Raw genomic sequence first — 13,612 nt, 5'->3', positions numbered from 1 at the left:
AAGGAACGCAAAGATCGCATAGAAAAGGCAGGCCCCCATTTTTTTGAGGCAAGTTCATCCGTGTCCGATTCCGTTCCTCTGCGGTTTGATTCCGTTCTTTGCGATCCTTGCGATCTTTCGCGGCCAAACTGCCTTGGTTTAATCTGACAAGTTCTACGTTACTGGTGCATGGCTTTCTTTTTCGGCTAAAACTCTTAATCCACCCATGGCTGAATTTCACGGACAACTTTCCCTGCGCGCCGAGCACCGCCCCGACGGCGTTACCGCGATTGGCGCGCAGGCGTTTCGTGCGCCTTTCCATGTGAGCAAGCCCTACTGGGACGCCGACACGCGCACGTTGCTCGTTCAGGTGGTGAATCCCACCGCCGGCATCCTCTCTGGCGATCGGCTGGAGTCTGCCGTCGAGGTGGCTGCGGGGGCGGCGCTGTTGTTGACCACGCCGAGCGCGAGCCGGGTATTCCGCATGCGCAGTGGCGAGGCGGTGAGCACGCAGCGCTTTCAGGTTGAGACGGGTGGCTGGCTGGAGGTGATGCCCGAGCCAATCGTGCCGCACCGAGGCAGCGTTTTCAGGCAACGCACCGAGCTGGCGGTGGCGCCGGGCGCAGCGGCGTTTTATGCGGATCTGCTGCTGCCGGGCCGGGTGGCGCATGGCGAGGCGTGGGAGTGGGCGCGATTGCTGCTGGAGCTGGAGGTGCGACGGGGCGACGACCTGCTGTTGCGCGAACGCTTTGACCAAGCCGGTGAAGGGCTGAAGGCGTTGGCGGCGTTGGCCGGGGCAGGGGAGGGCGCGTGTTTTGGCAACGCCGTGGTGATCGCGCGGGGTTTGGATGCCGACGCCTCGCCCGCTTGGCGTGCCGAGTTACATGCGCTGCACGGCGACGGCGTCTGGATCGGGGCGAGCCAGCTCCGGCTGGGCGGCGGCTGGAGCATCAAGTTCGTCGCGCCGGACGGCGTGCGTTTGCGGCAGACCCTCGCGGCGATCCGCCGAGTGCTCACGCCCGTGTGCCCTCATTTGGCCTGCGACGCGCGCAAGCTGTGAGGGGCGTGCCGAAAAAGTAGCGCAGACTTCCAGTCTGCTTAGGCCAACCAAGGCCGTTTAGCCGCGAAAGAACGCAAGGAGCGCAAAGACCGATCCGCCTGTGTTGCTATGCGTTCTCTGCGATCTTTCGCGGCCAAACTGCCTGGGTTGGAACCGTTACGAGTCGCACGCCAATGCAGACTGGAAGTCTGCGCTACTTTTTCGGCACCGATCAGTTTTTGAAGAACCGGGCGGCGAGCTTGGCGATGCCAACCGCCACGCCAACCAGCAGCAGTCCGACGAGCAGGGCTTGGCCGTAATGCACGTGGCCCAGGCCAGAGCCGAAGTCCCACGTCAGGTCGTGGCCGCCGTCGTGGCCGGGGTGGGCCGAGGCGATGGCCGGCACGGCGACAAACAGGGCGATTAAACGGGAAAAGCGGGAGGGGGTGATACGGTTCATTGGCAGAAGGTCAGCAAAAAACGGGCCATGCAGACAGGTTAAAATGAGAGATGCCGCCGTGGAGCGGTCGGATCGAAAAAGTAGCGCAGACTTCCAGTCTGCTCCGAAGCACCCCCGGCAATTTAGCCGCGAAAGAACGGGTGCAACGGCCGTTCGGAAGGGTTACACAGAGGACACGGAGCGCGGCCCACAGAGTGCGGGGAGGCCCTGGGGAAAGAGTTTGAAATCAGGCGATTGGGCGCTTTCTACATCAACGTCGATTCGACTTATACAGTGCCGCCTCCTCCGTGAGCTCTGTGCTACCTCTCGTGCCCTCTGTGTAACTGCTCGCTGAAACCAATGCAATTTGGCCGCGAAAGAACGCAATGAGCGCAAAGACCAATCCGCCTTTTTTCTATGCGTTCTATGCGATCCTTTGCTGCTAAAAGGATCGACGTCCGGCCCAAGCCACCGATGCAGACTGGAAGTCTGCGCTACTTTTCGGTGGCTCAGCGTAGCAGCAGCGCAGCTCCGCAGACGGCCACACCGGTGCCGGCGATGCGCGTAAACCAAGTCGACTGGCGCGCGCTCAACAGGCCCAGCGCCAGGCCCGCTCCGTGCAACAGCACCGTGGCGGCAATAAAACCGAGGCCGTAGGAAACACCACCCGAGGAGGCGGGGATTTCGGCGCCGTGGGCGAATCCGTGGAAGGCACCAAAAAGAGCGGTCAGGCCGAGGCCGGCGGCGAGCGGCAGGCGTTGGGCTATGACGACCATAAGACCCAGAACGAGCAGCGAAGCCGCAATCATTGGCTCAACGCCCGCCGGTGCCAGCCCCTGGAGTCCGAGAGCCGCCCCCACGGCGAGCAGTGCGACAAACGTCGCCGGCACCAGCCAGCGGGCGCGGCCGCCGAGTTGCGCAGCCCAGAGGCCAACCGCAACCATCGCCAAGACGTGATCCAAACCGCCGATGGGGTGGCTAAACCCGCCGCTGAAGTCCCACGTCAGGTCGTGGCCACCGTCGTGTCCTGGATGTGCTGAGGCGATGGCCGGCACGGTGGCGAGCAGGGCGATTAAACGGGAAAAGCGTGAGGGGTTGAGGCGGTTCATTGGCAGGAGATGAGCAAAAAACGGGCCACGCCGACAGGTTAAAATACGAGAAGCCCGAGAGAGAAACCCGCGCACGGTGTGAATGCCGAAAAAGTAGCGCAGACTTCCAGTCTGCTTCGCCACACGTGTCGGCCACTTTTCCCAAAACTTTAGGCCGTGGGCGCGTTTGTCACCGGAACGTGACGGCTTCGACACACACACGCCACGAAAGCGTAACACACGTCGTGTTTAATGTAGGCCTTCTCCCGTCCTTTCGGGGGATTTTTAATCGGCCTCCGCCATCCTCAGAAAAAATCCATATGAAACACCTCAAGTCCTGCGCCGCCGCTGTGCTCGCGCTCCTCGCGGCCGATGCCGCTATTGCCCAAACCACCATCCGCATCACCGGTTCCACCGCGTTCCGCTCAGCCACGATCAACTCGATCAAGAACATTTTAACCGTCACGGATTCCGCTTTCACCGGCGGCACCGAGACCAGCGCCCAATACGCCACCTACATCGGTACCTTCTCCGGCCAGCCCGTTGTGATCCAAACCTCCTGGACCGGTTCGGTCGAGGGTGTTCGTGACGTCTCCGAGAGCCTGAACCAGAACTTCATCAAGGCTTCCTTCGTCACCGCGACCACCGCTGTCAGCGGTACCTCCACCACGACCACGAACACGGCGATCTACGAGCAAGCTATCCCCGAGATCTCCATGGCGGACAACACCCAGGGTGCCACCATCTACACCGCCAACACCCTGACCGAGTTCCCCGTCGGCGTGATTCCTTTCGTTTGGGTCAAGGGACGCGTTGGCGCCTCACACCCCGCCCTCGCCGCTTACTCCAGCGTTAACAATATCACCAACCAGATGGCCAAGGCCCTCCTTAGCGGTGGTGCCCCGATCTCGCTGCTGAGCGGTATCGCTGATGTTTCCGGCACCAAGGTTTACGCCATGGGCCGTAATCCCCTCTCCGGCACCCGCCTGGTGACCTTTGCCGAGTGCGGTTATGGCGCTTCTTCTGACGCCACCCAGTTCCAACCGATCATCTTGGGCAGCAACATCACTGGCGTGAACCTCACCGCTGAGGACACCGACAATGGTTTCGCAGTGGGTAACAACGGTTACTCCAGCGGCGGCACCCTCGCCACCGATCTTAGCAAGACGGTTTCCGATATCAATGGTACCGGCAACGCCTATGACGGTGTTCCTTTCGCTCTGATGGGTTATGTCGGCGTCGGTGACGCAGCCAATCTGCTCAAGGCCATCAACACCACCCTGACCACCGACACCAGCTACGTCATGGCTTATAACGGTGCTTCGCTCGGTGTGACTTACTCCACCGCTAATGGTGGAACCACCACCTGGGACTTCACCGCCATCAAGGAAGGTAAGTATTCCCTCTGGTCCTTCGCTTATCTCGCTTACCGCCCTGACTTGAGCGGCTTGGCGCTGACTTTCGCGACCTCCCTCAAGGACAACATCATCCTCAACGTTCCCGCCGCTTCCGGCGTCAAACTCGCTGACATGAAGGTCACGCGCCTCTCCGAAGGCTCGACCATCGCGCAATAATCCACGCTAGCACGCACTAATTAAATCACAGGCGGCGATGGGACTCTGTCGCCGCCTAAATTCATATTATGAAAAATTCACTTAAGGCCTTGTTTCTCGCGTCCGTCGTCACGGCGTCGTCTGCTTTCGCCGCAACCACCACTGATACGTTCGCAGCCGGTGACATCTTGCTCGGTTTCTTCACTAGCACGGGTGTGGGTGCCGGATCCAACTTGATGGTCAACCTCGGTTCGTTCGGTCAGTTCGACAACAACGATGGTTCCACCGTAAACTTCAGCAGCAGCATCGTCTCCGACCTGAACGCCACCTATGGTAGCGACTGGAATACGCGCACGGATATCAAGTGGTCGGTAACCGGAGCTACCTTTGCTGCCTCCGTGGACGGTTTGACCCGTAATTCGATCTTTGCGACCGCCGTTTCTGGTGCCGCCCCGATCGCTTCAGCATCCGATGGTATTCTGGGCACCGTTCGCTCGAACGTATCCTCCATCGGCACCGCGTTCAACGCGTTCGACACAACGGCAAACAGCACCGTTTCGGTGGTTGTCGCCAGCTCGAACGTCAACTCCATGCAGGCGCGTTTGACGACCAACAACTCGGCCCAGTTCGGTGCGAGTAACCAAAACGTAACGACCGCCACCTCGGTGTCGGACTTTTACGCCTTGGTTCCCACCACCGGTGGCACAGCCCCCACCGGTCTCGCGACCGACGGTGACGGCATTGTCTTCGCCCGTGGTACCAACTACCTCGGTACCTTCGAGCTCAAAGCCTCCGGCCTGTCGTTCACCGCTTCCGGTGCCTCCGCCATCCCTGAGCCCTCAACCTTCGGTGCGTTGGCCGGTGCTGCCGTCCTCGGCCTTGCCGCTACCCGCCGCCGTCCGGCTGTCCGCGCCTAAGTGGAGTTCTTGTTAGCCTAAACCACTAGCCATCAGCGATTCCTGAATCGCGAAGCCTCCCGCCCTCACCGGCGGGGGGCTTCTTTGTTCACAACCAAACTTTTTCGCGTGTCGATTTTTCCCTCCTTTTTCTGGCCGTTGCGCGCCTCTGCGTGCGCAGGTTTCGTCTGGCTGCTAGCGCCCGGGCTGCTGTCGGCCGATACCGCCGCTCCGGCCGCCAGCGCCGCCACCGTGCGTTTCCTTATTCAGGAATTCCGTGTCGAGGGCGTGCACACGTTAAAGTCCGAGGAGATCGAGGAAGCGGTGTATGCGTTTCTTGGTCCCGAGCGCACCGCCGACGATGTCGAGCGGGCGCGTGTTGCCATCGAGGCGCTCTACCGCGCCAAAGGTTATCAGGCCACCTTCGTGCAAGTTCCCGCGCAGGACGCGGGCAACGGCGTGGTGGCGATCAATGTCACCGAGGGTGTGATCGCGCAAACCCGGGTGCGCGGCTCGCGTTACTCTTCGCCTACCCAGCTCAAAAAGGACGTACCGTCGCTGGCCGAGGGCCAACCGCTTAACTTTAACCATATTTCCCGCGACCTCGCCCGGCTTAACCAGGTCCAAGACCGCCAAATCACCCCCGAGATCAAGGCCGGCGCCGAGCCCGGCACCCTCGACGTGGACCTGAAAGTTGAGGAGGCCAAACCCCCGCTCGCCGCCAACGTGGAGCTCAATAACCGCAACAGCGCCAACACCTCGTCGCTGCGGCTCAATGCCGGCGCCAGCTACGGCAACCTCTGGCAACGCGGCCACACGCTCGGTTTTAGCTATCAAACCGCGCCCGAGCAGCCCGCCGACTCCAAGGTCATGTCCGGCTACTACCTGTTTCGCCCGGCGGGGGTGGAAAACCTCACGCTGCAACTGCTCGCCACCAAACAGGAAAGCGACGTCTCGACGCTGGGCGGCAGTGCGGTCGCCGGTCGTGGCACGACCCTCGGCACGCGCGCCATTTTTGCGCTGCCCGGCGACGAGAGTTTTTACCACACGCTGGCGGCTGGGCTGGACCACAAGCAGCTCGACCAGGACCTGATCACCGGGACTTCGGTATCGCGTGCGCCGGTGGAGTATTACGCGGTGAGTTTTAACTACTCGGCCACCTGGCTCACGGCCACCGGCTCGACCGAACTCACGCTCACGCCGACCCTCAGCCTGCGCGGTCAAGGCAGCGACGACACCGATTTCGGCACGCGGCGCTTCGGCGCCTCCGGCAGTTTTGCCTACCTGCGCGGTGAGCTCGCCCGCACCCAACAACTTCCTTTCGGCTTAGATTTGTACCTGCGCGGTCAGGCCCAAGTGGCGGGGCAACCGTTGATCGACTCCGAGCAGTTCAGCGGTGGCGGTCTCGACACGGTGCGAGGTTATTTCGAGTCCGAAGTGGCGGGCGACGACGCGGTCGCGGGCACCATCGAGCTGCGTTCGCCTCCGCTGTTGCCGCTGTTCAAGGCGACCCGTCTGGGCGACTGGCGCGTGCATGGCTTTGTCGATGCGAGCCAGTTGGTGATCCAGCAGCCGCTGCCAGCGCAAACCGCGCGCTTTAACCTCATCGGCGCGGGCTTCGGCACCCGTCTGAAATTGCGCGACCATTTCTCCGGCTCGCTCGACGCCGGCTGGCCTCTGCTCGACGAGGGGCAGACGACCGCCGGCGATCTGCGGGTGAACTTCTCCCTCGGTGCCAGCTACTGAGCACCGAATTCCGCCCGTCCCTTTTTCAATTTTTAAAAACTTTTCCAACGACATGAAATCGACCTCCTTCACCTTCACACGCCGTCTCCTTCTCGGTGCTGCGCTCTTGCTGGCCGTCAGCCCCGCGCACGCCTGGTGGAACGACGACTGGTCCCTGCGCCGCGAACTCACCGTGGACGCCACCGCGCTCGCCGCCACCGCTCCGGCCGGTGCCGACGCGAACGACGCCCGCCCCGTGCTGGTGCGCCTGCACGATGGCAACTTCCAGTTCGCCCAGGCCGCGGAATCCGGCGCGGACATCCGCTTCGTCTCCGCCGACGAAAAGACCGTGCTCGCCCACCACATCGAGCGCTACGACTCGTTGCTCAACGAGGCGTTTGTGTGGGTCAAAGTCCCCGCGCTCAAGTCCGGGGCCAAGGTGAGCTTCTGGCTCTATTATGGTAACGCTGCGGCTCCGACGGTCGCCGATGCGAAGGCCACCTACGACGAGGCCACGCGGCTGGTTTACCACTTCGGCGAGACCGGCGCGCCCTTCGACGCCACCCGTAACGTTAACAACGCTGCCAACGCCGGCACACCGGTCGTGGGCTCGTTGATCGGACCCGGTTACCGCCTGATCGGCACCGGCCCGGTGCGTATCCCGGTTTCAGAATCGCTCAAGCGCGCCACCGGCGAGGCTTACACCTGGAGCGCCTGGATCAAGCCGACCGCCGAGGCGGCCCGTGCGGTGATTTTTTCTTGGGGCGACCGCGACAACGGCTTCGAGATCGGGTTGGCCAAGGCCGTGCCGTACTTCGAAGTCCACGACGGCGCCGCCTCGGCCCGCAGCGCGGTGGGCGCGCCCATGGCGCTCGGTGCTTGGAAGCACCTGGCGGTCGTTTCCGCCGACAACGTGACGACGCTGTTGGTTGATGGCGTGGTTTACGCCAAGCTAGACCGCGCGGTGCCCGCGCTCACCGACGTCGCGCTGCTCGGTGCCGACGCCACGGGTGGCAACGGCTTGGTTGGCGAAATCGACGAGCTGCAGATTTCCAACACGGCCCGCAGTTTGGGGTGGGTTAAACTCGCCGCGGTGACCGAGGCGGGTTCGGCTGAGAGCCAGAAGGTGTTCATTTACGGGGCCGAGGAAGCGGCTGGCGGTGGCGGCCACAACGCCACGCTCGAACACGTCATGCTGTTCGGCGACATCGCCAAAAACATGATGTTCGACGGCTGGATTGCGGTGGCCTGCTGCTGCATCATGATGGTGGTCGGCTGGGTGGTGGCGTGGAAGAAATTCGCCTACCTCAAGCGCACCGAAAAAGGCACCGCCGAGTTCCTGCGCCGCTGGAAAACGGTTTCCTCCGACCTGACCGTGATCGACCACGGCGATGCGGCCAACGTGAAGAGCCTGGGCGGCACCGTGGCCGACGAGGAGTTGCAGGAGCTCATGCAGGAGAGCCCGCTTTACCACATTTACCACATCGGCTCGGAGGAGATCCACCAGCGCATTATCAGCAAGCGCGGGTTCAACGGCTTGTCGGGGCGGTCGATCACCGCGATCAAGGCCAGCCTCGACGCCGGTCTCACCCGCGAAGTGCACCGCCTCAACTCGGGTCTGGTGTCGCTCACGATCGGCATCGCCGGCGGGCCTTATGTCGGCCTGATGGGCACGGTGGTGGGCGTGATGATCACCTTCGCGGTCATCGCGAAAACCGGCCAGGTGGAGGTCAACTCGATCGCCCCCGGTATCGCCTCGGCGCTGCTCGCCACGGTGTTCGGCCTGCTGGTGGCCATTCCGGCGCTGTTCCTCTACAGCTTCCTCAATAGCCGCATCAAGGACGCTGTATCCGACATGCAGATCTTCATCGACGAGTTCATCACCAAGATGGCCGAGTTCTATCCGGAACCCGATGCGCGCAATGGCGCCGCTAATAAGCAGGAGAGCGCCGCGCGATGAAGGCCGACGACAGCAAGTCCTACGACGACATCAACGTCACCCCGATGGTGGACCTGTACCTGGTTCTCCTGCTGATCTTCATCATCATGACGACGGCGGGCGTGCAGGGCGTGAAGGTTGACCTGCCCCGGGGCGGTGCCGCGCCCGCGCTCGGCGGACCCAAGAGCAAAGCCATCACGGTGAACAACGAGGGTAAAATCTTCCTGGATACCGTGCCGGTGACGCTCGAGCAGCTCGAACAAAACCTGAACGCGCACAAGACCAAGAGCCCGGATTTCCCTGTGGTCGTGCGAGGCGACCGTGGAACTCAATACCAGGGTATCATGGACGTGCTCGACGTGCTCGGTCGCGTTGGCGTCACCCAAATCGGTCTGGCCACCCAGCCGCCCAAATAACCGCAATGGCGACTGTCTCAAAGAAACGCAAAGGCTCCACCTCCCCGCTCCAGCGCGGGCTGATGGTGGCGGGCGGCTGCGTACTCGTCGGCGGCTTGGTTTACCTCGTTGCCGGTAAAAGCGACGGCGGCAAACGCCGTGCGCCCGCGCCGCAAGTGGTGAATATCACGGTGCCACCGCCTCCGCCACCACCGCCGCCTCCTCCGCGCCCGAAGCCCCCGGAGACGACCCCGCTGCCGGAAACCGCCCAGCAGATGGTTGCCGAGACCGCCGAAGAGCCCACGCCCGCGCCTGCAGCCGCGCCGAGTAACGACGGCCCGCTGGGCACCGGAATCAAAGGCGATGGCGCCGCCGATGGCTTCGGCTTGGGCACCGGCCCGGGCGGCGGCGGCGGCGGGACTGGCACGCGTTTGGCGGCCTCCGGCGGCGGCACGCGCTGGGCGGGGTATTCGGGCACGGTCAAAAAGCGCATCAGCGATGCCATCAGCGCCGACCCGCGCACCCGTTTCGCCGACGGGCGTGTTGAGTTGGGGCTGTGGTTTGATGCGGGCGGCCGCATCACCCGGGTGGCGCTGCGCAAATCCACCCTCGAAGCCGAGGTGGAAGAGGCGATGAAAGCCGACGTGTTGGTGGGCCTGCAAATCCAGCCCCCGCCGAGCGACATGCCCCAGCCCATCTGGATGAGCACCACCCTGCGCCGCGCCAACTGATGTGATGCCCATGAAACGGATAAACCAACAGAAGGCCTGGGCCGACGCCGCATGCATTGGAAGTAGCGCAGACTTCCAGTCTGCATTGGCTTGGGAGAGTAGCGCAGACTTCCAGTCTGCTCCGAAACAACCAACACCGTTTAGCCGCGAAAGAAAGCAAGGAACGCAAAGACCGATCCGACTGTTTTCTATGCGTTCTCTGCGCTCTTTCGCGGCCAAAAGGATCGCTGCTGAGACTGAATACACCGAGGCAGACTTCCAGTCTGCATTGGCTTGGGAGAGTAGCGCAGACTTCCAGTCTGCTCCGAAACAACCAAGGCAGTTTAGCCGCGAAAGAACGCAAGGAACGCAAAGAGACCAATCCGCCTGTATTGCTATGCGTTCTCTGCGCTCTTTCGCGGGCAAAGGGATCGCTGCTGAGACTGAATACACCGAGGCAGACTGGAAGTCTGCGCTACTTTCTGCTCCGAAACAACCAAGGCCGTTTAGCCGCGAAAGAACGCAAGGAACGCAAAGAGACCAATCCGCCTGTATTGCTATGCGTTCTCTGCGCTCTTTCGCGGCCAAAAGGATCGCTGCTGAGACTAAATACACCGAGGCAGACTGGAAGTCTGCGCTACTTTCTGCTCCGAAACAACCAAGGCAGTTTAGCCGCGAAAGAACGCAAGGAACGCAAAGAGACCAATCCGCCTGTATTGCTATGCGTTCTCTGCGCTCTTTCGCGGCCAAAAGGATCGCTGCTGAGACTAAATACACCGAGGCAGACTGGAAGTCTGCGCTACTTTTCGCGCCGAACCAACCAAGGCAGTTTAGCCGCGAAAGAACGCAAGGAACGCAAAGATACCAATCCGCCTGTATTGCTATGCGTTCTCTGCGTTCTTTCGCGGCCAAACGGATCGCTGCTGAGACTGAATACACCGAGGCAGACTGGAAGTCTGCGCTACTTTCTGCTCCGAACCAACCAACACCGTTTAGCCGCGAAAGAACGCAAGGAACGCAAAGAGACCAATCCGCCTGTATTGCTATGCGTTCTCTGCGCTCTTTCGCGGCCAAACGGATCGCTGCTGAGACGGAAGTCACCGAGGCAGACTGGAAGTCTGCGCTACTTTCTGCTCCGAAACAACCAAGGCAGTTTAGCCGCAAAAGAACGCAAGGAGCGCAAAGAGACCAATCCGCCTGTATTGCTATGCGTTCTCTGCGTTCTTTCGCGGCCAAACGGATCGCTGCTGAGACTGAATACACCGAGGCAGACTGGAAGTCTGCGATACTTTTCGCGCCGAGACAGTCCGCACGCAGGTGAATTCTTTCTCGGCCGTTTAAATCAATTTTTTAGCTCAATTTTTTCAACGAACCATGTCCGCATCTCTTAAAAATAAACGCCGCCGCTCGGTAGCTTCTTTGGCCGCCGTCTGCTGCACGCTGGCGGCAACGGCCGCCCTGCACGGCCAGACCGCCGAATCGCAGCCCGCCCCGCTGCCGGGAATCCCGACGGCACCCACGGCCAACGTGACGATTAACCTGATCCGCCTGATGGTGGAGCAGAAGCTGTTGCCCGCCGAGGCCGCCGCGAAGTTGATCGCCCAAGCCGAGGCCGAGGCCGCGCAGGCCAGCGCCGCCCTCGCCGCCGCTGCCGCGCCCAAACCCGCCCCGGCCGCCAGCGAGCTCGCCGCGTCGGCTCCGGCGGGCGCTCCCGGCACGGTGCGTGTGACCTACATCCCGCCGCACGTGCGCCGCCAGATGGTCGAGGAAGTCCGCGCCGAAGTGATGAGCCAAGCCGTCGACGAACGCTGGGCCGACCCGCAGGCGCTGCCCGAGTGGGCCACCCGCTGGAAGTTCAACGGTGACATTCGCCTGCGTTATGAGGCCGTCGCCTTCCCCTCGGGCAACGACACCTCGGGCACTTTTTTGAACTTCACCTCGCTCAATAACGGTAAGGGATTCCAGTCCAATACCTCCGCCACCCCAGACGAGCTGGTTCCTTTTCTCAACGTGGACCAAGACCGTGAACGGCCGCGCCTGCGTGCCCGTTTCGGCACCGACGTGAACTTGGAGGAGGGTTTCACCACCGGAATCCGGCTGGCCACGGGTGAAAGCAATTCACCGATCTCCCAGAACCAAACCCTCGGCGGTGGCACCGGCAATTTCAGTAAGTACTCGGTGTGGATTGATCGCGCCTACCTGCGCCACGACGCCACGGTATCCGATACCCTGCTGACCACCTCCTTGGGCCGATTGAACAATCCGTTCTTCGGCACCCCGATGATCTGGTCCAACGACCTCGGTTTCGACGGCGCGATGGTTCAAGCGCGCCACCGGGCCAGCGAGAGCTTCACGCATTTCGGCACCGCTGGCCTGTTCCCGGTTTACAACACCGCTTTCGACCTCTCCACCAACCAGTCCACTAAAACTGCCAGTGCTGACAAGTGGCTCTACGCCGTCCAGGGCGGCACCGAGTGGAAGATCAACAAGGACTTCGAAGCCAAGTTCGGCCTCGCTTACTACCACTTCCAAAATATCGAGGGTAAAGTTTCCAGCCCGACTAACGGAGAAGCCAACAGCGCCGGTGACACCGATGGCAGTCGCACGCTCTTCACGCAAAAGGGCAATACCATGATGGAGGTGCGCAACCTCACAGCCCCTTCTGTCAGCACGAACAAGCAGTACCAGTACTACGGTCTAGCCACGCCCTTTCGCGAGATCGCCCTCACTGGGCGCCTTGACTACAACCATTTCGATCCGATCCAGATCTCGTTGATTGGCGAGGTGGTGAAAAACATCGCCTTGGATAAGGCCGAGGCAGCGGCCTTAGACTTGGAAACTTCCAATCAATTCAAAGGCGGCGATCTTGGTTTCTACACCGCAGTTCAGGTCGGCCACGCCGCCCTAGCCCAGCGCTGGGATTGGAATGTGAGCCTCGGCTACCGCTATGTGCAGACCGACGCGGTGGTGGACGGGTTTGCCGACTCCGACTTCGGCGGCGGCGGCACCAACGTCAAGGGCTTCACGCTCGGTGGTAATTTTGCACTCTCCAGCCGCGTTTGGATCGGCGCACGCCTGATGAGTTCCGACCAGGTCGATGGACCGACCTACAAAAACGAAACCCTGCAATTCGACATCAACGGCCGCTTCTAATCCCATGACACGTTTCCTTTCACTCACCTTGTTGGCCGGGCTTGTGGCCACGGTTGGCAGCCTCAGCGCTCAAGAAGCCGCCTCACCCGAGGCCCGCCTGCGCGAGACGCTCCGCGCCACCACGCTGCAACTGCGCACCGCCCAGAACGACCTCTCCGCCGCGCAAGCCGCCCGCGATGCCCTCGCCAGCGAAAAAACTGCGGTCGAAGCGGAGTTGGCTAAACTCCAAAAGCAGCTCGTCGCCGATCGCCTCGATAACGACAAAACCATCGCGGGTCAAAAAGCTGTCGCCGCCGCCCAGGCTGCGGATCTCAGCGCCACCCGCGCCGAGCTGGAAAAGACCCGCGCCTCCCTCGCCAAGGTCGTTGACTATGCCCGCAAAACCGAGACCGAGCGCAACGCGCTGACCTCCCGGGTCGCACAGTTGGAAACTCAAGGAGAGGACCAGATCAGCCGTAACATCGCCTTGTACGAGTTGAGCAACGAGATCCTGAACCGCTACGCCAAGTTCGGGCTCGGCCAGGCCATCATCGCCCGCGAGCCGTTCATCGGCACCACGCGCGTGAAATTGGAAAACCAGGTGCAGGACTACGGTGATAGGATCCGCGCCATGCGTATCAAGACGGCCGCCGTCGCTCCCGTGGAAACCACCGCCAATCCGTAAACCACCGTTCGCCTCCTTCCCACGCCGACACC

The 13,612-nt window shown here is 61.8% G+C and carries 11 protein-coding genes; 9 read left to right on the top strand and 2 right to left on the bottom strand.

The window, feature by feature from the left end:
• The first annotated feature begins 205 nt into the window (after positions 1-205).
• Complete coding sequence (locus H2170_16140; protein MCS6301600.1) at positions 206-1,039, top strand: urease accessory protein UreD; 834 nt, start codon at positions 206-208, stop codon at positions 1,037-1,039.
• Between the two features lie 211 nt (positions 1,040-1,250).
• On the opposite strand, the gene H2170_16135 is transcribed toward H2170_16140, so the two are convergent.
• Together H2170_16135 and H2170_16130 are read right to left on the bottom strand one after the other, a co-directional pair.
• On the bottom strand, positions 1,251-1,478 hold the full coding sequence (locus tag H2170_16135) for a hypothetical protein (protein ID MCS6301599.1): 228 nt from the start codon (positions 1,476-1,478) through the stop codon (positions 1,251-1,253).
• A 488-nt stretch (positions 1,479-1,966) separates the two neighbouring features.
• Entirely contained in the window at positions 1,967-2,566 is a 600-nt protein-coding gene (locus H2170_16130; protein ID MCS6301598.1) for a HupE/UreJ family protein, read from the bottom strand.
• Positions 2,567-2,865: 299 nt separating this feature from the next.
• Here H2170_16130 and H2170_16125 point away from each other — a divergent pair, with 299 nt between their 5' ends.
• From H2170_16125 to H2170_16090, 8 genes are all read left to right on the top strand, one after another.
• Positions 2,866-4,119 carry a hypothetical protein gene (locus tag H2170_16125; GenBank protein MCS6301597.1) on the top strand — a complete coding sequence of 418 codons (1,254 nt, stop codon included), beginning with the start codon at positions 2,866-2,868 and terminating at the stop codon, positions 4,117-4,119.
• A 68-nt stretch (positions 4,120-4,187) separates the two neighbouring features.
• Positions 4,188-5,015 (top strand): PEP-CTERM sorting domain-containing protein, encoded by an 828-nt coding sequence (locus H2170_16120; protein MCS6301596.1) that lies wholly within the window; start codon positions 4,188-4,190, stop codon positions 5,013-5,015.
• A 108-nt stretch (positions 5,016-5,123) separates the two neighbouring features.
• Positions 5,124-6,740 (top strand): ShlB/FhaC/HecB family hemolysin secretion/activation protein, encoded by a 1,617-nt coding sequence (locus tag H2170_16115; protein MCS6301595.1) that lies wholly within the window; start codon positions 5,124-5,126, stop codon positions 6,738-6,740.
• Between the two features lie 52 nt (positions 6,741-6,792).
• Positions 6,793-8,679, top strand: coding sequence for a DUF2341 domain-containing protein (locus H2170_16110; GenBank protein ID MCS6301594.1), 1,887 nt, complete (start codon positions 6,793-6,795; stop codon positions 8,677-8,679).
• On the top strand, positions 8,676-9,074 hold the full coding sequence (locus tag H2170_16105; protein MCS6301593.1) for a biopolymer transporter ExbD: 399 nt from the start codon (positions 8,676-8,678) through the stop codon (positions 9,072-9,074). Before H2170_16110 ends, H2170_16105 begins: the two co-directional genes overlap by 4 nt.
• Positions 9,075-9,079: 5 nt before the next feature.
• Positions 9,080-9,784, top strand: a complete 705-nt coding sequence (locus H2170_16100) for a hypothetical protein (protein MCS6301592.1) — start codon at positions 9,080-9,082, stop codon at positions 9,782-9,784.
• 1,353 nt (positions 9,785-11,137) lie between these two features.
• The gene (locus H2170_16095; protein ID MCS6301591.1) at positions 11,138-12,916 is read left to right on the top strand and encodes a putative porin; all 1,779 of its coding nucleotides are present in this window, start codon (positions 11,138-11,140) and stop codon (positions 12,914-12,916) included.
• Positions 12,917-12,920: 4 nt separating this feature from the next.
• The gene (locus H2170_16090; GenBank protein MCS6301590.1) at positions 12,921-13,580 is read left to right on the top strand and encodes a phage major capsid protein; all 660 of its coding nucleotides are present in this window, start codon (positions 12,921-12,923) and stop codon (positions 13,578-13,580) included.
• The last annotated feature ends 32 nt before the right edge of the window (positions 13,581-13,612 follow it).

The sequence above is a fragment of the Opitutus sp. genome, from assembly GCA_024998815.1.
Lineage (GTDB): Bacteria > Verrucomicrobiota > Verrucomicrobiia > Opitutales > Opitutaceae > Rariglobus.
This window is presented reverse-complemented; position numbering and strand designations above follow the sequence as displayed.

Bases quoted from the DNA above. Each gene is read 5' to 3' on its own strand.
- H2170_16140 (MCS6301600.1), top strand. From the start codon at position 206: ATGGCTGAATTTCACGGACAACTTTCCCTGCGCGCCGAGCACCGCCCC.
- H2170_16135 (MCS6301599.1), bottom strand. From the start codon at position 1,478: ATGAACCGTATCACCCCCTCCCGCTTTTCCCGTTTAATCGCCCTGTTT.
- H2170_16130 (MCS6301598.1), bottom strand. From the start codon at position 2,566: ATGAACCGCCTCAACCCCTCACGCTTTTCCCGTTTAATCGCCCTGCTC.
- H2170_16125 (MCS6301597.1), top strand. From the start codon at position 2,866: ATGAAACACCTCAAGTCCTGCGCCGCCGCTGTGCTCGCGCTCCTCGCG.
- H2170_16120 (MCS6301596.1), top strand. From the start codon at position 4,188: ATGAAAAATTCACTTAAGGCCTTGTTTCTCGCGTCCGTCGTCACGGCG.
- H2170_16110 (MCS6301594.1), top strand. From the start codon at position 6,793: ATGAAATCGACCTCCTTCACCTTCACACGCCGTCTCCTTCTCGGTGCT.
- H2170_16105 (MCS6301593.1), top strand. From the start codon at position 8,676: ATGAAGGCCGACGACAGCAAGTCCTACGACGACATCAACGTCACCCCG.
- H2170_16100 (MCS6301592.1), top strand. From the start codon at position 9,080: ATGGCGACTGTCTCAAAGAAACGCAAAGGCTCCACCTCCCCGCTCCAG.
- H2170_16095 (MCS6301591.1), top strand. From the start codon at position 11,138: ATGTCCGCATCTCTTAAAAATAAACGCCGCCGCTCGGTAGCTTCTTTG.
- H2170_16090 (MCS6301590.1), top strand. From the start codon at position 12,921: ATGACACGTTTCCTTTCACTCACCTTGTTGGCCGGGCTTGTGGCCACG.